Source organism: Sphingomonas hankookensis (genome assembly GCF_028551275.1).
Taxonomy (GTDB): Bacteria; Pseudomonadota; Alphaproteobacteria; order Sphingomonadales; family Sphingomonadaceae; genus Sphingomonas; species Sphingomonas hankookensis_A.
Map to the genome: position 1 here is coordinate 2,332,688 of NZ_CP117025.1, position 23,466 is coordinate 2,356,153.

The following is a 23,466-nucleotide window of genomic DNA, read 5'->3' on the forward strand; positions in this document are numbered from 1 at the left end:
TAGCACTGCACAGCGCCTGCGTGACCGCGACCAAGGTCGTGGTGGTCAGCACGCGCCGAAGCGGGCAGCACGCACGAACGAACCCGGCCGGGTCGCCAGCAAGGACGAATCACCTGTCATCGCCCCCGCCCCGCGTTGCCCTGCGCCATAGTGCCATCATCGTCATGGGCGTGTGCGGTTGCGGCAAGTCGACGCTGATGCGCAAGCTCGCGGATCGGCTGAACTGCGTGGGGTTCGAAGGGGATGCGTTCCACGGTGAGGCGAACGTCGCCAAGATGCGCGCCGGCCATCCGCTCGACGATGCCGATCGCTGGCCGTGGCTCGACCGGCTCGGCAGCGCGATCGGCGATGCGGTGCGCAGCGAGGGACAGGCGGTCGCGGCGTGTTCGGCGCTGAAGCGGAGCTATCGCGAGCGGCTGGAACAGGCGGCGGGGGTGCCGCTGCTGTTCGTGCTGCTCGACGGCGAGCGGGCCGATTTCGCGGAGCGGCTTGGGCGGCGCAAGGGGCATTATATGCCGCCCAGCCTGCTCGACAGCCAGCTTGCCACGCTGGAACGGCCTGCGGTTGACGAGAGGGCGGTGGTGCTGCCCTGTTCGTGGCCGGTCAGGCGGCTGCGTGATGCGGTGCTGGGTCGGGTGCGGAGCGAGGCTGCGATCTAACGTTCGATCCAGACGTCACCCCAGCGAAGGTTGGGGTCCCGCTTGCTGCGGCGGGCGGAGAAGAAGCGGGACCCCGGGTCAAGCCCGGGGTGACGTTGGGGTCGGGCGGTTCGATCCCCCCTACGGCATCAACCGCTTGCGCCCCTGCGACAGGTGCCAGCGCATCGCCAGGGCGGCACCGTCGCCGTCCTGCGTGCGGATCGCGTCGACGATAGCGTCATGCTCCTCCATCATCGCCTCGATCACGTGCGGCGGACGGGCGCGGGAAATGTCGACGCCGGCGCGCAGGATGCGCATCACGCCTTCCTGCAACTGGTCGAAGATCGCGACGAAGGCGTCGTTGCCGGTCGCCTCCGAAATGGCGCGGTGAAGCTGCCAGTCCTCTTCATGCGCCGGCGCGCTCGACAGCAACGCGCCGCGTAGTGCCGCCAGCCGCTTCTCGATCACTTCGAGGTCGTGGTGCGACCGCCGCTGCGCCGCCAGCCGTGCCGCCTCCGCCTCGACCACGAAGCGCACCTCATAGGTGCCGAGCGTCGCGGCCAGTCCGTCGAGCGGGACATGCGCGCCCAGCCGCTCGGACGGGCGCCGCTTCACATAGGAACCGGCGCCGCGCCGCGCCTCGGTGATGCCATCAGCGGCAAGGCGGACCAGCGCCTCGCGCACGATGGTGCGCGACATGCCGAACATTTCCGCCAGCCGCGCCTCGGACGGCAGCCGGTCGCCGGGGGCGAGGTCGTCCTCGTCGATGATGCGGACGATCGCCGTATAGGCGCGATCCGCCAGTCGTTCCCCCGTCACGCGCTTCCGTATCTCCATTGCATCCGGTCAGACGATGTAGCTCAACCCTGCGACCATGATGAGTCCAGCGACCGAAATCACGGTCTCCAGCAAGGACCAGGTGCGGAACGTATCAGCGGTGCTGGTGCCCATATAGCCCTTCACCAGCCAGAAGCCCGGATCGTTGACATGGCTGAAGAACACCGACCCCGCGCCGATCGCCAGCACGACCAGTTCGGGCGAGGCGCCCGAGGCGGCGACGACGCCCGGCATCACGCCGACCGCGGTGATGGTGGCGACCGTCGCCGACCCTGCCGCCAGGCGGATGCCGACCGCGACCAGCCATCCGAGCAGCAGCGGCGAGATCGGGTACATCATTACCAGTCGCGCGAGCAGGTCGGACAGGCCGGCGCTGACCAGCACTTGCTTCAATGCCCCGCCCGCCCCGATCGCCAGCAGGATCGCGCCGGCCGCACCCATGGTTTCGTGCCAGATCGATTCTTGGATCGCCGCTTCGCTCAACCGCCGCCCGAACAGCACCGGCAGCGCGACGAGGTTGGCGATCAGTAGCGCCAGCACCGGGTTCGCCGCCGCCGCAAGGATCGCCGAATCCACAAGCGCCGGGACCAGCTTGGCCAGTTCGCCGCTGGCGATCAGCACGATCGGCAGCAGCACGATGAACAGCGCACTGGCGCGCGACGGGGTGACCAGATCGGTCACCGGGTTGCTCAGTACCGGTTCGGTCAGCCGGATGCCGGGTGTGACGAACCGGGCCAGCACCGGGCCGGCGAGGATCGCGATCGGAATGGCGATCGCCACGCCATAGAGCATGGTCAGGCCGAGATTGGCGCCCAGCGCCTCGACCGCAAGCAGCGGTCCGGGATGCGGCGGCACCAGCGCATGGACGACGCCCAACCCCGCAAGCGCCGGCATGATGAGCCGCAGCTTCGCCGCATCGCGCTCCTCCGCCGTCGCTCCGCTCGCCATTTCCTTGGCGGCGGCGACCACGATCGGCAGCAGCAGCACCAGTCCCGTTTCGAAGAACAGCGGCAGGCCGATGACGATGGCGATGCCCAGCGTCGCCCATGGCGCGGCGCGCGGGCCGGTGAGACGCAGCGCACTGGTCGCCAGCGCCGATGCCGCGCCCGACAGATGCAGCATCGCACCGAGCGACAGGCCGAGCGCCACCACCAGCCCGGTGCCGCCGATGATATCGCCGACGCCCTTCTGAACCGCCTTCGCCGTGTCGATCAGCGGCAGTCCGGCAAACAGGCCGACGGCGAAGGCGCCGCACAACAGGCCGATAAAAGGATGCAGCCGGCCACGCACGATCAGGATGATCGCCAGCGCGATCCCGGCGATTGCCGCCACCGCCAGCCGCAGGTCGTCGCCACCCGTCATTCCGCCCCTCCACGCACATTCCGCTGCGTCATCACACCCTCCCCATGGCCCTCGCTGTTGCGCGAGTTGTCCAACAGATCAAACCGACTTCATTGAAAAAACCGCTTGAACAAAGCAGTTATAGTCAGACATACTCAAACCTGTCCAACCGATTCCGGACCAACCGGAACGTAATGGCAGGATCTTCCGGCGGCTTTGCCCGCGCGTCAGATCCGTATGACGAGGGAGAGAGAGCAATGAAAGGGCAGCAATGGTAGCGCTCGCAACCGCACAGCCATCGGCACGCGACGTCGGCACCCGGGTGCGACTGACACCGACCGAGGCAAAGGTGCTCCACGGCGTCCGTTCCGGACAGTTCAACAAGCAGATCGCACACGACCTGGGCATCGCCGAGGCGACGGTGAAGGCGCACATGACCGCGCTGATGCGCAAGCTGAACGTGCAGAACCGCACACAGGTGGCGATCGCGGCACAATCGCTGGTGCCGCACACCGCCTGACCCCTGCCCGGTACGGGGCCGATCCCTGCACCGGGCTCCTCCATCGACGGAGCTTCCCCATGAAGGTGCACAGCCTGCTGTTCGCTGCGATCCTGCTCGCCCCCATGCCTGCCGCCGCGCAATCGACGTCGGTCTTCCTTACCGCCCCGGACGATCCGCGTGCGGTGACCGTCCGCGGCATCGGCGACGGTCGCGCGGACGATACCGCCGCCATCCAGCGGGCGATCGACGCGGTCGCCGCCGACCGGCAGAGCGGCGGTGGCGGCGTCGTGTTCCTTCCGTCCGGCCGGTATCGCATCTCGCGCACCCTGTTCCTGCGATCGGGCGTGCGGATGTTCGGCGTCGGTCCGACCCGCCCCGTGCTGCTGCTCGCCGACCATACGCCGGGCTATGCGTCGGGCATCGGCGCGATGCTGAGCTTCACCGGGGAGGATCAATATCGTGCGGGCAAGCCGCCGGTGCCGCCGCCCACCAGCGTGCCGGCCAACGACGCGGTGTTCGACGCGACCTCGACCACCTTCTATTCGGCGCTGGCCAATGTCGATTTCGAGATCGGCGAGGGCAATGCCGGTGCGGTCGCGGTGCGCTTCCGCGTCGCGCAACACGGCTTTCTGCGCCACATCGATTTCCGGCTCGGCTCGGGTTTTGCCGGCATTTACCAGGCGGGGAACGAAGCCGACAATCTGCGCTTCTTCGGCGGACGCTATGGCATCGTCACCGAAAAGACGTCGCCGGCGTGGCAGTTCACGCTGATCGATTCGGAGTTTACCGGCCAGCGCGACGCCGCGATCCGCGAACATGAGGTCGACCTGACGCTGGTCAACGTCGCGATCCGCGATACACCCGTCGGGATCGAGATCGATCGCGGCTATTCGGACTCACTCTGGGGCAAGAATGTGCGGTTCGAAAACGTCCGCGATGCCGGCGTCGTCATCTCCAGCGAACAGAGCGTATTCACCCAGGTCGGCTTCGATAACGCCATCGGCATCAACACGCCGGTGTTCGCAAGATTTCGGGAAAGCGGCCGCACCATTGCCGGAGCCGGCCAGCAATGGCGTGTCGCCGACTTTTCGCACGGGCTGAAGCTCGCGCGGGTCGGGGAGATGGGCAGGACCGCGACCGACATTACCATGAGCCCGCTGACCACGGTTCCGGCGCGTTCAGCCCCTGCGCTCCCGCTGCTGCCCCCGGTCAGCGAATGGGCCAACGCCCGCGCGCTCGGTGCCAGGGGCGACGACCGGACCGACGACACGGCCGCCTTGCAACGCGCGGTGGACAAGCACCGCGTCGTGTACCTGCCGACCGGCCGCTACCGCATCAGCGACACGCTGAAGCTCCGCCCCGACAGCGTGCTGATCGCGCTCCACCCGAACCGGACGCAGCTCTATCTGCCCGACAACGCCCCGCGCTTTGCCGGCGTCGGCGCGGCCAAGGCGATGGTGGAAAGCGCGAAGGGCGGTAACGCGATCGTCTACGGCCTCGGTCTCTATGCCGGCGGCGTGAACCCCCGTGCGTCCAACATTATCTGGCGCGCTGGCGAAGGGTCAATGGTCAACGACGTCCGCATCCACGGGCCGGTCATCTACAACCAGGGCAAGGCGAGCGGCGGCGGGATCGACCCCGAGGCGCGCTGGGACGGGCAAAAGGCCAGCATCTGGGTGACCGATGGCGGCGGCGGCACGTTCAACGCCATCTGGACGCCGAACGGGCTCGCCTCCACCGGCTTCTATGTCAGCGATACGAAGACGCCCGGCCATGTCTATGAACTGTCGGCCGAGCATCATTTCAAGAACGAGATCGTGCTGCGCAACGTCGAGAATTGGGAGTTTCTCGCCCCCCAGACCGAACAGGAGGTGCGCGACGGCGTCTATGCGGTGTCGACCGAGTTCCACAACAGCCGCAACATCCTGTTCGCCAATTATCATGGCTACCGCGTCACCCGGACCGCCAAGCCGATGGACACGGCGGTACGGCTGGTCAATTCGGGCGACATCCGCTTCCGCAACGTCCATGTGAATGCCGAAAGCGCCTATGCCCATTGCGACACCGAAGGCTGCGGTACCTTTGTCCGGGCGAGCAAATATCCGTTCGAGAACGCGATCCGCGACCTGACCACCGGACAGGAAGTACGCGAGCGGGAATTCGCAAAGCTCGACGTGCCCGCCGCTACGCCGCGCCCCGCCACCGTTGCTGCGGTGCCGGCGACACCCGGCGTGACCCGATTGGCGGACGGCTTCTATTCGATCGCCGGCGGCGCCATCGATGCGCAGGGCAAGCTCTACTTCATCGACCGGTTCCATCAGCGCATTCACGGCTGGTCGGCCGCCGAAGGGCTCACCACCGTTTCGCAGGCGAGCCTCGACCCGGTGAACCTGACCATCGATCGATCGGGACGGTTGCTGATCCTCTCCAGCGCCGGGCGGGACGGGACGGTCTACAGCATCGATCCTAGGGCACCGGACGATGTCCGCGCCATCCCGGCCACGAGCTTTCGCTCCGAGAACGCCATCGCCCTGCCGGTCAATGTCTGGGCCAATGGCGAGTTCGCCGATCGTATCGACCAGAAGACCTACGCCTTCCTGCCGCTGTCGAGCTTCTTCACCAGCAAGATGGCCGAGGCGAAGCGACAAGCCTATGTCTCCCCCGACGGATCGGTCGCGATCCCGGCCTTCCGCGTCTGGAACCAGGGGCCGGACGATCATCAGGGCTGGCGCTGGTCCGACACGCTCGACAGCTACGGGCTGGTCACCGCACGGATGGGCGAGCGGGTGACCCTGACCAACGCATCGGAGAACCTTACCTATAGCGGCCGGGTTACGACCGGCGGTGCGCTGACCGACCTGCGCGTCGTCGCCCCGCGCGGCGGCGAAAGCGTGGTACGCGGGCCGGGCGGCGAACTGTACGTCGCCAATGGGCAGATATGGGTGTACGACAAGGACGGTCGCGAAATACGGCGCATCGACGTGCCCGAACGCCCCCTCCAGCTACTGATCGGTGGCAAGGAGTCGCGCACGCTCTTCATCCTGGCGCATCATGCGCTGTACGCGATCGATCTTTGATCGGTCCTGATAGGCGTACGGCGCGTCGGCGGATGTCGGCCACGAAAGCGGTCGCCGCCGACGCTATGATGCCGCGCCGTGCGCAATCCCGCGTTCAAGCCCGCGCAATTCGGCCAGCCCCCGCATCCGGCCGAGCAGCGAATAGCCGGGATTGGCGGTGCGGTTCAGGTCGTCGAGCATCTGGTGCCCGTGATCGGGCCGCATCGGGATGCTGCGGCCTTCGCAGGTCGACAGGCGATGGACCGCCGCCACCACTGCCGCCATGCCGGCGTCCCCGCCCAGATGGTCGGCTTCGTGGAACGCGTCATCCGCCTCGCGCTCGACCGATCGCAGGTGAAGGAATCCGATCCGGCTGCCCAGCCGGTCAACCATGCCCGGCAGATCATTGTCGGCACGCACGCCGAACGATCCGGTGCAGAAACACAGGCCGTTCGACGCGTTCGGCACGCGCGCGAACAGCTCGGCCACATCTGCCTCGGTGCTGACCACGCGCGGCAGGCCGAAAATCGGGAAGGGCGGATCGTCGGGATGCACGACCAGTCGGATGCCGAGATCGTCGGCGACCGGACAGACCGCCTCCAGAAACGCGACATGATTGTCGCGTAGCCGTGCCGCATCGATCCCGGCATAGGTTTCGATCGCCGCCAGGAATTGGGGCGACGTGAACCCCTCCTCGCTGCCCGGCAGTCCGGCGATGATCGTGCGTTCCAGCGCGATCCTTGCCCGTTCGTCCATCGATGCGTGGCGCTTCTCGGCTGCGGCGCGCATCGCGTCCGAATAGCTCGCCTCGGCCCCGGGACGCTTCAGGATGAACATATCATATGCCGCGACCGCCACCGCTTCGAACCGCAGTGCCCGGGCGCCATAGGGTAGCTCCCACGCCAGATCGGTTCGGGTCCAGTCGAGCAACGGCATGAAGTTGTAGGTCACGACGTCGATGCCGCACGCCGCGAGATGAGTCAGGCTGCGGCGGTAATGGTCGATCAGCCGGTCCCAGTCGCCCGAACGGGTCTTGATCCCTTCGTCGACCGGCAGACTTTCGACCACCCGCCATTCGAGCCCCGCGTCCTCGATCATCGCTTTCCGCACGGCGATCGCGTCCCGCTCCCACACCGCGCCATTCGGCACCTCGTGCAGAGCGGTCACGATCCCGGTCGCACCCGCCTGTCGGATGTCGCGCAGCCGGACCGGGTCGTTCGGCCCGAACCAGCGCATCGTCTGGGTCATCAACATGACTATCCGTCCTTCTCCAACCGCCCGAGCGGCACGCGACCGGTTTGCTTCATAGGGCCGCACGTTACAGCGGGACAGTACAGGAAAACGTCGTCACGTCCGTTCGGCAAAACGTCAGCACGCCCCCATGGGCCTGCACGATCTGCCGAGCCAGACTGAGCCCGATGCCGGTGCCGGTGGGTTTGGTGGAGTGGAATGGGCAACGGATCTTCAACGTGTCAGTGGGGAAATCGGGGCCTTCGTCCTGGATTTCCAGGATCAACTTGCCCTGGGCGGCATAGGCGTTGAGGTGGACGATGGCCGCGTTGCCGGGTTCGGCGGCCTCGACCGCGTTCTGCAGCAGCGCCCATAGCGCCTGGTTCAGCTGATCGCGGTCGAGCGCAGCGCAGAGATCGCGACCGACGCGGACGGTCAGGCGGGCGTCGGGCCAGCGGCCGGCAAAGAGCCGCGCGAGGTCGTCGACCAGTTCCGCCACCGACACCGTCTGCCGGAACGGCGGCGGCAGCCGGGCGAGCGCGCGATAGGCTTCGGTGAAACGCTGCAACCCTTCGGCATGGCGGGCGAGGGTCGACAATATCTCCGGCAGCAATGCCGGATCGCCCCGCTGCGGATCGGCAGCGGCCACCCCGCATTCGGCAAGCGACACGATCGGCACCAGCCCGTTCAGCATCTCATGCCCCAGCACCCGCACCATGTCCGCGCTCGCCCGCGCCTCGGCGGTCCGTTCCTCGCTCTCGATATCGATCAGCGCGACCACGTCGTTCGGACCGACCGCGACCCGATCCATCCGCCAATGCCGCGCAGCGTAGCGGACATGGGTCGATGTGCGGTCGAACAGCGCCGGGGGTGCCGAAACGACGCGATCGTCGGCGGCAAAGAGCGTGCGGGCCGAGCGGTTCAACACCCGGACGACTCCCTGCTCCACCGACACCAGCGGCGTGGGAGCGGCGTCGAGCAGCAGGCGGTCGATCATACCGTCGCGCTCCACCGGCGCGGCTACCGCCGGCGAAATCGGCGGTTGCCGGACCCGGCCGAGCAGATGCCCGCCGAGCCATAGCGCCACCATCAGCGCCGCGCCGCAAGCCAGCCACAGGCCATGCGCCGCCGCACCGCCCATCGCCGCGCCGCACAGCACGAGCAGCAGGGCCGCGACGAGCACGGCACGATCCCGGTGAGTGAGCGAGATGTCAGAGGCCATATTGGGCCATGCGCCGGTACAGCGTGCCGCGACTGATCCCTAACGCCGTCGCCGCGCGTGATACGTTGTGGCGATGATCCTTGAGCGCAGCGGCGATAAGCAGCCGTTCCGCATCGCCCAGACCGAAGGGCGTACCCGGCACAGGCGGCGGAGCATCGCCATCCGCTGGACGGATCGCCGCCGCGTCGATCACGCCGTCATCGGCCAGCAGCACCGCACGCTCGATCGCCATTGCCAGCCCGCGTACCTCGTCCGGCCAATCGGTCGCGGCGATCATCGCCTCCGCCGCCGGGGTCAGGGCCGGCGCAGGCCGCCGATAGCTTTCCCCGGCCACCGCCGCGAAATGGCGGGCGAGCAGCACCGCATCGCCGCGCCGATCGATCAGGCGGGGCACCGCAATCTCCACCGTGCACAGCCGCCGCCGCAGCGCGGGCAGCAGCCGCGCGGCATCGTCGACGATAGTGATACCCCGCAGGCCCGGGGGCAGGCGATCGAACAGCCGCCCCTGCCCCACCGCATCCAGCCGATCGACATGGCGCAACAACGCGGTGCCGCTCGCGCCGTCGAGCAACGCCCAGTCCTCGGCCGATCGGAGGTCGAGGCGCAGCGGCACCCGGTCGGCATCGCCGGACGCGGCATGCACCGCCGCCGCGACAAGCGACCGTCCCGTCCCCGACCTGCCGGAGATGCAGACCGACGCAATCGTCGGCCCAACCCGCCGGACGAGATCGCGGATCGCCGCCATCTGCACGGACGTACCCAGCAGCACGGGACCGGACGAACCCTGATTCCCGGTCGGACGGCCCGCTGCCGGCCGTACGGACCGGCCGACCGCGCCGGCGACCTTGTCCAGCAGCACCTCACGACGCCACGGCTTCATCACGAAATCGCGGGCACCCGCCTGCATCGCTTCGATGGCGATGCGGATGCCGCTATGCGCGGTGATGACCACGACGCAGGCGGACGGATCGCCGGCCATGATCCGGCGCAGGCAAGCCAGCCCCTCCGCCCCGTCCGAACGCCCCATCGTGAAGTTCAGGTCGAGCAGGATCGCGTCATAGCGACGCCGCGCGAGCAACGAAAAGGCTGTGTCGGGATGGCCGGCCAATTCGACCCGGTGTCCGGCAAGGCGGAACAGGATATTGGTCGTCCGGGCGACGACCGGATCATCCTCGATCAACAGGATGTTCCAGCCGCTTGACGCGGCGACCGGGTGTCCGTCGCCGGACATTCTGTCCAACGCCCCGTCCGAATCGGCAAGGTCGATGGAGGAAAGCGGTTCATTCATAACGACTTGGCATTTCCGGAGCTGGACAGTGATAACCGGGTCCATGATGACCGAAGATGCAACAGACGCAACCGCCCGGATCGGCGGGCACCGGGGCCGACACGCCATGACGGAGGGCGAGGAATGAACGGCTCCGCCTGGGTTTCGCTCTACCGTTCGCTGGTCCGTCACAAGCTGTACGCGACCCTCAATATCGGCGGGCTGGCGCTCGGCATCGCGGTGTTCTGCGTGTTGGCGCTCTACGTCCGGTTCGAAACCAGTTTCGAGACATGGCTGCCGCACCATGACGAAATCTATCTGGTCCAGACCGAACTGCATCTGCCGGGCAGTCCGCTGAACGGTGCCTATCCCGGTACGATGGCCGGGATGCTGGAACAGATGCGGCAGGATTTTCCGGGGGTCGTCGGCACGCGCATTCGTGGCGGCACGGATGGCGGCACGATCCTACGCGACGGCGAGGCTATCCGTGCCGATGTCGCGCAAGTCGATCCTACCTTTCTGGACATCTTCGCCCTGCCGATCGTCCAGGGGCGCGGCGGCGACGCGCTGTCCGACCCGACCGCCGCGCTGGTCAGCCGCCGTCAGGCACAGCGGCTGTTCGGCGATGGCGACCCGATCGGCCAGACGCTGACCATCGCGGTCGATGCGCCTGAGCGCTATCATGTCGTCGGCGTTTTCGACGACCTGCCGGCCAATAGCGACATGAAGCTGTCGGTCGTGATACCCATCCCGCGTACCCCGCCGCCCGCGCAATGGACCTGGTATCGATGGGGTACGGCGGATGTCGGCACCTATCTGCGCTTCGCCGATACGGCCGACGACTGGGCGTTTGCGGCGAAGCTGCCCGCGTTCGTCCGGCGACGCGCGAAACAGGATCTGGGGCCGACGCCGGACAAGGTCATCGCGTTGTCGCTGCTGCCGATCACGCGAATGCACCTGGAACCGCCGGGCGCGGAGAGCGGCGGGCGGCGGCTGACCGTCGTGGCGCTCGGAATCGTCGGGGTGCTGACGCTGCTGATCGCGGTCGTCAATTATGTAAACCTCGCCACCGCCCGTGCCGGCTTGCGCGCCCGCGAAGTGGCGATGCGCAAGGTGCTGGGCGCGGACCGCGCTACGCTGGTCCGGCAGTTTCTGGGCGAAGCGATGGTGACGGTGGCGATCGCGGCTTTTGCCGGGCTGGTGCTGGCCGAACTGAGCCTGCCGCTGTTGAACGCAGCCGGCGGGCTGACGCTCGCCTTTCCCTATGCACTGGTGGTGCCGGTCCTGATCGTGCTGGTGCTGGTGATCGGGGTGCTGGCCGGGCTGTATCCCGCGCTGCTGCTCTCGCGCTTTCCCGCTGCCGCCGTGCTGGCCGCCGCGCACAGTCCTGGTGGCGGACGCGCCGGCAACCGACTGCGCGAGGCGTTGGTGATCGTCCAGTTCGGGATGGCGATCGCGTTCATCATCGGTACGGCCGTCGTGTCGGTGCAGGTCGCACATCTGCGACAGGCCGATCTCGGCTTTCGTCGGGACGGGCTGCTGGTGGTACCGTCGCTGGCCGACAAGCGGATCTTTGCCGATCGCGCGCGTCCGGTGCTGGCGGCATTCCGGCAATTGCCGGGGGTGGTAGCGGTGGGTGAAGGCGGCACCGGCGCGGGTGGCGATGGCGAGACCAATGTCGATATCATCGCGATGCCGGCCGATGCCGGCCCGGGGGTGACGGTGATGGCGCAGAATGTGGGGCCCGGATTCTTCCGGACCTACAGCCCGACTCTGCTGGCCGGGCGGTTCTTCGACGACGCCCACCGTTCCGACGATGCGAGCGACTGGACCCGATGGCCGCAGGGGCGCAACATCGTCCTCAACCGTGCGGCGGTGGCCGCGCTGGGGTTCCGCTCGCCTGCCGACGCGGTCGGCCGGACGGTGGACGGCGCCATGCCGCGCACGATCGTCGGGGTGATCGACACGCTGCGATTCTTCACGCCGCGGATCGCCGACCAAGCGACCTATTATCAGTATAACCGCGATGGCGTGGCCAAGCCGGTGGCCGCGATCCGCTTCACCGGCGATCCGGCGGCGATGCTTGACCGGGTTCGGGCGACGTGGCGGCGGTTGATCCCCGACGTGCCCTTTGTCGCACAGACCGCCGAGGATCGGCTGGCAGAATTCTACCGCGCCGACGAACAAGCCATGCGATTGTTCGCGATCGGCGGCGGACTGGCCGTGGCCATCGCCTGTATCGGCCTGTGGGGACTGGCCGCGTTCAACACCGCGCGCAGGACGCGCGAGATCGGCATTCGCAAGACGCTGGGCGCGTCGTCGGGCGACATCGTCCGGCTGCTGTTCGGCCAGTTCCTGCGCCCGGTCCTGATCGCCAACGTCATCGCGTGGCCGTTGGCCTATCTGGCGATGCGGGCGTGGCTGGCGGGGTTTGCGGACCGGATCGCCTTGTCGCTGCTGTACTTCGTCGGAGCGGGGCTGCTCGCACTCGCCATCGCGGTCCTGACGGTACTGGCACAGGCGATCCGCGCCAGCCGGGCGGCGCCGGCCTGGGCCTTGCGCCACGATTAGCGACCGGAGCGATCGATGACCGGGGGTACGCCATGCGTCGTGGCGTACCCCCCGATCCCGACCGGTCAGAACTGCTTGCGGATCGTGATCGTCTCGGTCGCGTAGCGGCTGCCCTGTCCCAGCGAACCGCTTAGCCCCAGCCCGATGCGCCAGCCATTGTCGAAGACATAGTCGGTGCCAAGCTCGACCGAGACATTGTCGCGGGTCCAGTCGTCGCCGCGAATGGCATAGGTGAACCCGCCGAGATCGGCATAATCAAGCGCCTGGACGCCGCCGTTCCTGAACTCGTGCCGCCATTCCGCCCGCAGGCGCGGGACGAAACGCCCGGTGACGAACGATCCGCGCAGGCCCAGCACGCCGGACAGCGAGGTCAGGTTGCGACGGTCGAACACCAGGTTGGCGGTGCCGACTCCGGTTTCGGTGTAGCGGTTCAGATCGGCCGACAGCAGGTCGACCCGGCCATAGGCCGACAGGGCGTGGGTATCGCGGGTCCGGTCGAAGCCGCCGGTCAGCGAACCGAAGAGCATCGTCCCGCTGCGATGGCCGCGCGCCACAGCATTGCCGCCGGTCACGGTTCGGACCGTATCGAACGCCAGCCGCCCCGCGCCGGCGACGCCGTCAAGGAACAGGCCATCGGCCGGGGCGAGGCTGCCATAGATCGCGCCCATCCAGCTGCTGCTGTCGACGCGACCCTGGTTGCGGCCGACCTCGGTCCGCTCGCCGCCATAGCCGCCGCCGACGCCCACCGTCAGCGTTTCGGACAGCTTCACGTCGGCGCCGCTGCTGAGCCCGCCGCTGGAGACGGTCAGCTTGCCACGACCACGCGTCGCATCCTGCGTACCAAGCAGGATCGCCCCGCCCGACCAGAGCGCGGTCGATCCGACCGGGCGGCCGGTTCCTTCGATCGCATCGGTCGTGTCCGCGCCTGCGGGGGCGGCACGGTCGCCCGGCAGCATCCGACCCCGTTCGCTGCGTGCGGCCGCCAGGCCGGCGACCGGCATCGTGCGGCCGTCGCCGTCGATGGCGATGATCCCCGCCGCCCGCTCGCGCCCCATCACCTCGGTCGCATGTTCCGACTTCAGCATCGCCACGTCGAGCGCGCTCGACGCCGGATCGGGATCGCGCCCGCCGAAGCTGTTGCCGCCCGCGATGCTGATCCCCATCGGCCGGGCCATGCTGCCCGCGCCGCCATTGTGCAGCTGCTCGTTGCGGCGCTGGAAATTGTCGAGCTGGGCCTGTGCGAAGCGGCGCGTCGCCTCAGCCTGCGCGGCCGAGATGCCGGTGACGGTCGCGTCCTGCGACGGGTCGGCGCGCTGGACGACGCTGATGCTGACCACGGCCGGGGCGGAGGTGCCATAGGCGTTGGTCAGCGTGTAGCGGACGGTTGCGGTGCCGCTGAACCGGCCGCGCGGGGTGATGCGCAGCTGATAGCGGCGGTCGCCGACGCTGCCGCTCTCGACCAGCGTCGCCTCGACGCCCTCGGCCGGCGTGACCGACAGGATGGCGGCGCCGACGAACGGACCGCCGATCGCGGTCCCGGTCAGGTCGACGATCTGCGTCTGGCCGTTGGCGACGCCGGCCTTGACCGCGGGCGCGATGGGGGCGCTGCCGGTCACCGTCACCGCGATGCGCGCCTCGTTCGAGGTCCCGCCGTCGCCGATCGCGACATAGCCGAAGCCGTCCTCGCCGATATAGCCCGGCTCGGGGGTGTAAGTGGCGGTGATGCGCGGGCTCGACCCGGTCGCGGCCTGCGGGCGGGCGGCAGCGACCAGACCCTGCGACGGTGGCGTGATGCGCGGGCTCGTCTCGGCCACACCCTGCTGGCCGCCGTCGATCGACACCGTGCCGTGCTGCGGCTGGGTGGTGATGCGGATCTGGCGATAGTCGCCGGTGACCAGCGCCGACAGGTCGATCGCCACCGCGCCGTTCTGCGCCGTGGTGGCGGCGCCGGTCGCGGCGGAACCCGGCCGAGCGACCGGCGGGGCGGGCAGCGCGATCTCCAGCGTATAGGCATTGGCCGCCGTGGAGGGGCCATTGCCCGACGAGCTGTCGGTCGCGGTGACGGTGACCGTATAGCGCCCGCTCTCCTGCGGCGTGCCCGCCAGCAACCCGCCCGTCGACAGCGTCACCCCGGCCGGCAGCCGCCCGGCGGTGACCGCATAAGCATAGGGCGCGGTGCCGCCGCTGGTGCTCAGTTGTTGGCTATAGGCGACATCCTCCTGGCCCGCCGGCAGCGTCGCCGGGGTGAGCGCCAGGCTCGGCTGCGCGACGGTGATGCTGACCGTCGCGGGGGCCGAGGCGCCGCCCGCATTCGACGCGGTATAGGTGAAGCTGTCGGCCCCGGCATAGCCGGCCGCCGGCGTATAGCTGATCGCGGTGCCGTTGACCGTCGCGGTGCCGTGCGCGGGCGCGGTGGCGATGGCGACACCGGTCGCCGCACCGCCGCTCACCTTCAGCGGAACCACCGTGGCCGCCGCATTGTAACCGACCGCCAGGCTGACATTGGCCGCGACCGGCACGTCGGGTGCGGCGATGACCAGGCTATAGGCCTTGGCCCCGCTATACGGCCCCGCCCCCGTCGAGCTGTCGGTCGCGGTCATGGTGAAGGCGAAGCGCCCGAACGTGCTCGGCGTTCCGCTCAGCGTGCCATCGGCCGCCAGCGTCACCCCCGCCGGCAACGCGCCGTCGGTGACCGCATAGCGATAGGGCGCGGTGCCGCCCGATGCGGTGAGCGTCTGGCTATAGGCCGCCTCATAGCGTCCATCGGGCAGGCTCGCCGGCCCGACCGCCACTCTCGCGCCCGCCACGAACAGGGTATAGCCGCGCGCGGCGGTATAAGGCCCGCCATTGCCGCTCGCCGTCGCATCCGTCGCGGTCACGGTGAAGCCATAGCTGCCACCGGCGGTCGGCGTACCGCTAAGCGTGCCGTTGGTGCCGAGCGTGACGCCCGCCGGCAGCGCACCCGCCGTCACGGCATAGCTATAGGGCGCCGTCCCACCGCTCGCGGTGAGCGCCTGACTATAGGCCGCCCCCACCGTCGCATTGGCCAATGTCGCCGGATCGAGCGCCAACGCCGGTGCCGCGATGCTGAGCGTATAGCTGCGCGTCGCGCTATACGGCCCCGAACCGGTCGAGCTGTCGATCGCGGTGATGCTGAAGGTAAAGCTCCCCGACTGCGTTGGCGTCCCCGCCAGCGTGCCGTTGCTCGCCAAGGTGACGCCCACCGGTAAGGTCCCCCCCGTCACGGCATAGCTGTAAGGCGCGGTGCCACCGATCGCCGACAGTGTCTCGCTAAAGGCCGTGCCCGACACGCCCGCCGGCAGGCTCGCCTGACTAAAGGCCACCGTCGCGGTCGCGACACTCAGCATATAGCTGCGGCTCGCCATATAAGGCCCACCATTGCCAGTCGCTGTCGCGTCGGTCGCGGTGACGGTAAAGCTATAGCTGCCGCCGGCGGTGGGCGTTCCGCTCAGCGTACCGTTGGTGCCAAGCGTCACCCCTGCCGGTAGCGCACCGGCCGTGACGGCATAGCTATAGGGCGCGGTCCCGCCGCTCGCGGTGAGCGCCTGACTATAGGCCGCCCCCACCGTCGCATTGGCCAATGTCGCCGGATCGAGCGCCAACGCCGGTGCCGCGATGCTGAGCGTATAGCTGCGCGTCGCGCTGTACGGACCCGAGCCGGTCGAGCTGTCGGTCGCGGTGATGCTGAAGGTAAAGCTGCCCGACTGCGTCGGCGTCCCCGCCAGCGTGCCGTTGCTCGCCAAGGTAACGCCCACCGGCAGTGCGCCAGCGGTGACCACATAGCTGTAAGGCGCGGTGCCACCGGTGGCAGACAGCGTCTCGCTAAAGGCCTTGCCCGACACACCCGCCGGCAAGCTCGCCTGACCAAAGGCCACCGTCGCGGTCGCGACACTCAGCGTATAGCTGCGGCTCGCCGTATAAGGCCCACCATTGCCAGTCGCTGTCGCGTCGGTCGCCGTGACGGTGAAGCTGTAGCTGCCGCCGGCGGTGGGCGTGCCGCTCAGCGTGCCGTTGGTACCAAGCGTGACGCCCGCCGGCAGCGCACCCGCCGTCACGGCATAGCTATAGGGCGCGGTCCCGCCGCTCGCGGTGAGTACCTGGCTATAGGCCGCCCCCACCGTCGCATTGGCCAGTGACGCCGGTGCCAGCGCCAGCGCAGGCGCCGCGATGCTGAGCGTGTAGCTACGCGTCGCGCTGTACGGCCCCGAACCGGTTGAACTGTCGGTTGCGGTGATGCTGAAGGTGAAGCTACCCGACTGCGTCGGCGTCCCCGAAAGCGACCCGCTGCTCGACAGCGTCACACCCGCCGGCAAGGCGCCGGCGGTCAGGGTATAGCTGTATGGCGCGGTGCCACCAGTCGCCGACGGCGTTTCGCTATACGCAGCGCCAGACGTTCCCGCCGGCAGATTGGCCGGGCTCAGCGCCACCGTCGCGACCGCGACGGTCAGCGTGTAGTTGCGTGCGGCGGTGTAGGGCCCGCCATTGGCACGCGTGGTCGCATCGGTTGCTGTAACCGTGAAGCTGTAGCTGCCACCAGCGGTCGGCGTGCCGCTCAGCGTACCGTTGGTACCAAGCGTCACGCCTGCCGGTAGCGCACCGGCCGTGACGGCATAGCTATAGGGCGCGGTCCCGCCACTCGCGGTCAGCGCCTGACTATAGGCCGCACCCACCGTCGCATTGGTGAGCGTCGTTGGGGCCAGCGTCAGCGCCGGAACTGCGATCACCAGCGTATAACTGCGCGTCGCGCTATACGGACCCGACCCTGTCGAACTGTCGGTCGCGGTGATGCTGAACGTGAAGCTGCCCGACTGCGTCGGCGTACCCGCCAGCGTGCCATTGCTCGCCAAGGTCACCCCCGTCGGCAACGCGCCTGCGGTGACCACATAGCTGTAGGGCGCGGTGCCACCGGTCGCCGACAGCGTCTCGCTATACGCCGCTCCCGACACACCCGCAGGCAAGTTCGCCGGCGACAACGCCACCGTCGCGGTCGCGACCGTCAGGGTATAGCTGCGCGCGGCCGTGTAAGGCCCGCCATTGCCGCTCGTGGTCGCGTCCGCCGCGGTGACGGTGAAGCTGTAGCTGCCACCAGCGGTCGGCGTACCGCTCAGCGTACCATTGGTGCCAAGCGTCACCCCCGCCGGCAGCGCGCCCGCCGTGACGGCATAGCTGTACGGTGCCGTTCCGCCATTCGCGGTCAGCGCCTGACTATACGCCGCACCCACCGTCGCGTTGGCCAGCGTTGACGGCGCCAGCGTCAGCGCCGGCGCGCCGATCACCAGGGTGTAGCTGCGCGTCGCGCTGTACGGCCCCGAGCCCGTCGAACTGTCGGTCGCGGTGACGCTGAAGGTGAAACTCCCCGATTGCGTCGGCGTCCCCGCCAACACACCGCTGCTCGACAGGGTCACGCCCGCCGGCAATGCGCCGGCGGTCACCGCATAGCCGTACGGCGCGATCCCGCCCGAGGTCGACAGCGTCGCGCTATACGTCACGCCCGACGTTCCCGCCGGCAGGCTCGCGGGCGAGAGCGCCAGCGTGGGGGCGGTGACGCTCAGCGTATAGGCGCGCGCGCCCGTGAAGCCCGCCGCGTTTGTCGCGGTGAGCGTGAAGGCGAAGCTGCCCCCCGCCCCCGGCGTCCCCGTCAGGCGGCCGTCGCTGGCCAGCGTGACGCCGGGGGGCAGCGCGCCCGCGGTGACCGCATAGCTGTAGCTGGTCCCGGCACCGCTGGCGGTGACGGTCTGGTCATAGGCTTGGCCGACGGTCGCGGACGGCAGGGTCGCCGGGGTCACGACGATGGCCGGCGCGGCGACGGTGATGGCGTAGAGCCCCTCGACGCCGAACGGCGTAGTTGCGCTGTCGGTCGCGCGGAGGCGGACGGTGAACGTCCCCGCCGCGCTCGGCGTGCCCGAGATCACCCCGCCGCTCGCCAGCGTCAGCCCGGGCGGCAGCGCCCCGCCGACGACGCTATAGCCGTACGGCGCGATGCCGCCGCTGGTGGTGATGGTCTGGCTGTACGCCGTCCCGCCGGTCGCGGCGGGCAGCGCGGTCGCGGTGGCCGTGTTCGCGGCGGGCGACAGCGTCAGCACCGGCGGCTGGACGCTGGTCGTATAGCTGGCCTGGCCGGCAAAGGGCGCGCCGCTGCCGCTCGCGCTGTCGGTCGCGGTGATCGTATAGGTGAAGCTCCCGGCCGCGCTCGGCGTGCCCGACAGCGTGCCGTCGCTCGCCAGCGTCAGCCCGGTGGGCAGCGCGCCCGCCGTCACCGCGAAGCCATAAGGCGCGGTGCCGCCGCTGGCGGTGAGGCGCTGGCTATAGGCGATGCCGACCTGCGGCGTGGGCAGGGTGGCGGGGCTGAGCGCGATGGTCGGCGCGCCGATGGCGATGCTCTGCTGCACCGGGGTGGCGGGGTCGAAGCTGGTGTCGCCCGCCTGGCTGGCGGTGACGACGCAGGTGCCGACCTGGTCGAAGCGCACGCTGTTGCCCGTGATCGAGCAGATGGCGCGCGAGGCGGCATCGATGGCGATCGCCGGGGTCAGCCCCGAGCTGGCGGTCGCGGCGACCAGATAGGTACCGCCGACGATCGCGCCGGCGGGCGGGGTCGAGGTGAAGCGCACGGTCTGCGCCCCCCGCCCGATCGTGATGGTGAAGGCCTGCGACTGGGCCACCGGCGGATTGCCGCCGGTCGAGTCCTCGGCGGTAACGGTGAAGGCAAACGCCCCCGCGCTGGTCGGCGTGCCCGCCAGCGTGCCGTCGGCCGCCAGCGTCAGTCCGGTGGGCAAGGCGCCCGCCGTCACCGCATAGCGATAGGGCGCGGTGCCGCCCGTCGTGCTGAGCGTGGCGGTATAGGCCGTGCCCACCGTCCCGCTCGCGGGCGGCGCGGCGATGGTCAGCGTCGGGTCACCGATCGTCACGGTCACCGTCGCGGGCGCGGAGGTGCTCACCCCGTTGCTGGCGGTGTAGGTGAAGCTGTCGGTGCCGCGCGCGCCGGCGGCCGGCGTATAGGTCAGGTTCGGCGCGGTGCCGCTGAGCGTACCCCGGGCCGGCGCGGCGGTGATCGCATAGCTCAGCGTGCGCGCGGGCGTGTTGGAATCGGTGCCCGCCAGGGTGATGCTGCGCGCGGTCTGAAACGCGGTCGACACGGCTTGCGCGCTCGCGGTCGGTGCGCCGACATAGGTGAAGCTGCCGGTCGTGGTGCCGGCGCCGGCGGCATTGGTGACCTGCACCGTCGCGGGGCCGGCGCTGCCCGCCGGGGTGATCGCCGTCAGGCTGGTCGCGCTGGCGATCGTCACGCCGGTCGCGGGCGTACCGCCGACCGTGACGGTGCTGCCGCTGGTGAAGTTGGTGCCGATGACGGTGATCGTCGTGCCGCCCGCCGTACCGCCCTCGGCCGGGGTCACGCCGCTGACCGTGGGAAGCGCGACGATGGTGAAGCTGTTGGTCGCGTTCGGCGAGACATTGCCCGCCGCGTCGGTCGCGGTGACCGACACCGTATTGGCCCCCAGCGGCAGATCGACCGCTGGCGCATAGCTGTACGTGCCGCCCGCCGTCGCGGGGGTCGTGCCGGCCGCCGCCCCGTTGATCCGGATCGTAAGGCTGGCATTGCTCTCCGCCGTGCCGGTGATCGCCGGCCGCCGGTTGGCCAGCGTCGCGCCATTGGCGGGCGCGGTGATGACCGGCGTGGCGGGCGCGACCGTGTCGATGATGAAGACATTGCTGCTCGAGGCCGGCGACGCCACCCCCGATGCCGAGGCGACCGCATAGACGCTGTGCGATCCCTGGCCCAGCGCGCTCACCACGGGGTAGCTGAAATTGCCGCCCGAAACGGTCGCGTTACCGTTAAGCGTGCCGTCGATGAAGATCTGGACGGTCGTGCCGCCCGCGGTGACGCCGGTCACGACCGGTGTCGCCGTATTGAGCGTCGATCCGTTGGCCGGGCTGGTCAGCACAGGCGCGGCCGGCGCAGGCGGCCCCGCCACGGTGATCGTCACCGTCGCGGCGCTGGAGGTCGCGAGACCGTTGGAGACGGTGAAGGTGAAGCTGTCCGCCCCGATATAATTGGCGGACGGCGTATAAGTGAGGTTGGGCAAGGTACCGCTCAGCGTGCCATGCGCCGGCGGGCTGCCGATAATAGCATAGGTCAGCGTCCGGGCCGGCGTGTTCGGGTCGCTGCCCGTCAGCGTCACGGCGGTCGCGGTGTTGAAGGTGGCGGTCACGCTCTGCGCGTTGGCGGTCGGCGCCTGGATGACGGTCAGGGTCGCGGCGCTGCTGGTCGCGCTGCCCTGGCTGTTGGTGAAGACCGCACGGTACTGGCGGCCATTGTCGCCCGCTATCGTCGCGGGGGTGGTATAGGTGGCGGCGGTCGCGCCGGCGATGTTGGTGAAGCTGGCGCCGCTGTCGCTCGACACCTGCCACTGGACGCTGGGCGACGGACTGCCCGAGGCGCCAGCGGTGAAGCTGGCCGTCGCGCCGACCGCGACCGTCTGGCCAGCCGGCTGCGTGGTCACCGCGGGCGGGTTGAGCACGACATAGCTATAGCCGTTCGCCAGCGTGGCGGTGCCGCCCGGCGTGGTGACCGCGATCGACGTCGCACCCGCGGCGCCCGCCGGGGTTACCGCCGTAATCTGCGTATCGCCGGTGACCACGAAGCTGGTCGCCGCATTGCCGCCGAAGGTCACCGCGCTCGCCCCCGTCAGCGCGGTGCCGGTGATCGTCACGCTGGTGCCACCGGCGGTCGTCCCCGAACCCGGCGTCGCACCGGTGATGGTGGGCGCCGCGATATAGCTGTATTGCGTGCCCGGGCCGGCCGCGCTCGTCACGCTGCCGGTGGTGACCTGCACGTCATAGGTGCCCGCCGCCTTGGCGGGCAGCGTCGCGCTGAGCTGGTTCGCATTGGTGTAGGTGACGCCCGTCGCGGCGGTGCCGCCGATCGACACGGTCGCGGCCGGGGTGAAATTGGTGCCGGTGATCACCACGTTGCGCGCCGTATTGGCCGGGCCGGAGGTGACGCTCAGCGCGGTCACGGTCGGCGCGGCGAAGCTGTAGCTGACGCTGCCCGTGCTCGCCTGGCCGGCGGTGGTGTCGGTCACGCCGACCGCCACGGTGCCGGCCCCCGCCGGCGTGGTCGCGGTCAGCGTCGTGGCGCTGGCATAGGTTGCCGGGACCGTCGTCGCGCCGAAGCTGGCGCTATAGCTGTTGCCGCTGACGAAGTCGGTGCCGGTGATCGTCACCGGCGTGCCACCCCCGCTCGACCCGCCGGTCGGCGAGATCGCGCTGATCGTCGGTGCGGCGACATAGCGATACTGGTTGCCCGACCCGGTCGCCGATGTGCCGCCCGGCGTGGTGACCGTCACATTGACGGTGCCCGAACCGGCGGGCGCGGTCGCGGTGATCTGCGTCGCGCTGTTGACGGTATAGCTCGACGCCGGGCTGCCGCCGAAACTGACGGCGGTCGCGTTCGTGAAGCCGGTGCCGGTCAGGGTCACGCTGTTGCCGCCTCCCGCTCCTCCCGAAGCGGGCGCGACCGCCGTCACGGCCGGTGCCGCGATATAGGTATAGCCGGTGAAGGTCGCCGAGGCGGTTCCGTTCTTGACGACGGCGATGCCGACCGTGCCCGCCGCATGCGCGGGCGCGGTGGCGACGATCTGCGTGTCCGATGCCGGCGTGACCGAGACGAGGGTGGTGTCGAACCGCACCTGATCGACGCCGGTGAAGTTGCTGCCGTTGATGGTGACCGAGGTTCCACCGGCCGCCGGCCCGGAGGTCGGCGTGATGCCCGAGATCGCGGGGGGCGGCGTGCCGACACAGGTGGCGGATACGGTGAAGGCACCGAGATCGTTGGTGCCCGCGCGTCCGATCCGGGCAAGCACCGCATTGCTCGTGGCCGTGGTGGTCACGGTCAGCGTCGCTGTGCCAACCGCATTGATGTTGGCGGACTGGTTCGTAAAAGCGCCCGTATTCGCGTTCGACACATACAGATATGCCGTAAAACCATTCGTCGATGCCAGCTGCGTCGGAGCATCGGTCCGCACGGTCATCCGAATGACCTCGCCCTCGTCGAAATCGTAAAGCGTCGGACTGAAGCCGTTGTAGCTGGCGGGAAAGGCGACCCCCGCTGCCGTATAAGCAGACGACCGGATTCCCGAGGCCGTGGCGGAAACGCCTTTGGCGCGCCCCGAAGGATTGGGTGCAGCCGTCGAACTGAAATTGGCGGAGTAGTTCAATTCGCCGTTATTGATGGCCGTGCACGCCGCGCTCTCGGCAGCCGCCGCGCAGGGCATCGCCGCGATGGCAAGCGCCGACAGGGCGATCGCCGGTCGCACGATACGACGCGAGGCGCGCGACGCGACATCCGTCTTATCCGACGCAAATTGGTCCGACGACAAAGCGACTCCCGGCGCCGTATCGACAGTGACGCCGGTCTTCACGACACGGCCGAGCGCACGAATAAACGCGCCAAACATGGTCTATAGCCCCCCGGCTTGCCCCTGAGAACATCGCCATTCGGCAATGGACGTCGCACCCGACGCCAAATTTCCGGCGGAGTCAATGTTATAGCTAAGGAATCATCGGCTTTTACAAAATAAAGGTCTCAGCATCCTGTGTGGTACATACCGGTTTCAAAAATGCTACACTTCAGAAATACAAAATTAACTGGATATTATACCAAGCAATCCTGCCTATCCTATAATACCGAATACTTACGCGATAGATCGGATATGGATTTGTGTTCCTGTCTCGCGCAGTCAACAATATCGGCGGACGCGCCAAGAAAGCACCAGCGGCGCGCG

General features: G+C 68.9%; 10 protein-coding genes. 4 read left to right on the forward strand and 6 right to left on the reverse strand.

Translation table 11 applies throughout. The annotated features are described in order from the left end of the window. The first annotated feature begins 197 nt into the window (after positions 1 to 197). Positions 198 to 659: a gluconokinase gene (locus PPZ50_RS11030; protein ID WP_232308006.1), complete on the forward strand. Its 462-nt coding sequence runs from the start codon at positions 198 to 200 to the stop codon at positions 657 to 659. 120 nt (positions 660 to 779) lie between these two features. On the opposite strand, the gene PPZ50_RS11035 is transcribed toward PPZ50_RS11030, so the two are convergent. Together PPZ50_RS11035 and PPZ50_RS11040 are read right to left on the reverse strand one after the other, a co-directional pair. After that, on the reverse strand, positions 780 to 1,457 hold the full coding sequence (locus tag PPZ50_RS11035) for a FadR/GntR family transcriptional regulator (protein ID WP_066691660.1): 678 nt from the start codon (positions 1,455 to 1,457) through the stop codon (positions 780 to 782). Positions 1,458 to 1,484: 27 nt separating this feature from the next. Then, positions 1,485 to 2,837 (reverse strand): GntT/GntP/DsdX family permease, encoded by a 1,353-nt coding sequence (locus PPZ50_RS11040; RefSeq protein WP_066691608.1) that lies wholly within the window; start codon positions 2,835 to 2,837, stop codon positions 1,485 to 1,487. A gap of 250 nt (positions 2,838 to 3,087) precedes the next feature. Between PPZ50_RS11040 and PPZ50_RS11045 the strand changes: the two genes are divergently transcribed. After that, positions 3,088 to 3,336, forward strand: coding sequence for a response regulator transcription factor (locus tag PPZ50_RS11045; RefSeq protein ID WP_066691611.1), 249 nt, complete (start codon positions 3,088 to 3,090; stop codon positions 3,334 to 3,336). A 59-nt stretch (positions 3,337 to 3,395) separates the two neighbouring features. Continuing rightward, the gene (locus tag PPZ50_RS11050) at positions 3,396 to 6,395 is read left to right on the forward strand and encodes a glycosyl hydrolase family 28-related protein (protein WP_066691615.1); all 3,000 of its coding nucleotides are present in this window, start codon (positions 3,396 to 3,398) and stop codon (positions 6,393 to 6,395) included. Between the two features lie 63 nt (positions 6,396 to 6,458). On the opposite strand, the gene uxuA is transcribed toward PPZ50_RS11050, so the two are convergent. The 3 genes from uxuA to PPZ50_RS11065 all read right to left on the reverse strand — a co-directional run bounded on the left by uxuA (position 6,459) and on the right by PPZ50_RS11065 (position 10,057). Then, positions 6,459 to 7,628, reverse strand: coding sequence for a mannonate dehydratase (gene uxuA / locus PPZ50_RS11055; RefSeq protein WP_066691618.1), 1,170 nt, complete (start codon positions 7,626 to 7,628; stop codon positions 6,459 to 6,461). A gap of 64 nt (positions 7,629 to 7,692) precedes the next feature. After that, the gene (locus PPZ50_RS11060) at positions 7,693 to 8,787 is read right to left on the reverse strand and encodes a sensor histidine kinase (RefSeq protein WP_232308007.1); all 1,095 of its coding nucleotides are present in this window, start codon (positions 8,785 to 8,787) and stop codon (positions 7,693 to 7,695) included. Positions 8,788 to 8,815: 28 nt separating this feature from the next. Continuing rightward, the gene (locus PPZ50_RS11065; protein ID WP_066691623.1) at positions 8,816 to 10,057 is read right to left on the reverse strand and encodes a sigma-54-dependent transcriptional regulator; all 1,242 of its coding nucleotides are present in this window, start codon (positions 10,055 to 10,057) and stop codon (positions 8,816 to 8,818) included. A gap of 180 nt (positions 10,058 to 10,237) precedes the next feature. On the opposite strand from PPZ50_RS11065, the gene PPZ50_RS11070 reads away from it, so the two are divergent. Beyond that, complete coding sequence (locus tag PPZ50_RS11070; protein ID WP_066691625.1) at positions 10,238 to 12,664, forward strand: ABC transporter permease; 2,427 nt, start codon at positions 10,238 to 10,240, stop codon at positions 12,662 to 12,664. A 65-nt stretch (positions 12,665 to 12,729) separates the two neighbouring features. On the opposite strand, the gene PPZ50_RS11075 is transcribed toward PPZ50_RS11070, so the two are convergent. After that, on the reverse strand, positions 12,730 to 23,139 hold the full coding sequence (locus tag PPZ50_RS11075) for a putative Ig domain-containing protein (RefSeq protein ID WP_272815297.1): 10,410 nt from the start codon (positions 23,137 to 23,139) through the stop codon (positions 12,730 to 12,732). Between the last annotated feature and the right edge of the window lie 327 nt (positions 23,140 to 23,466).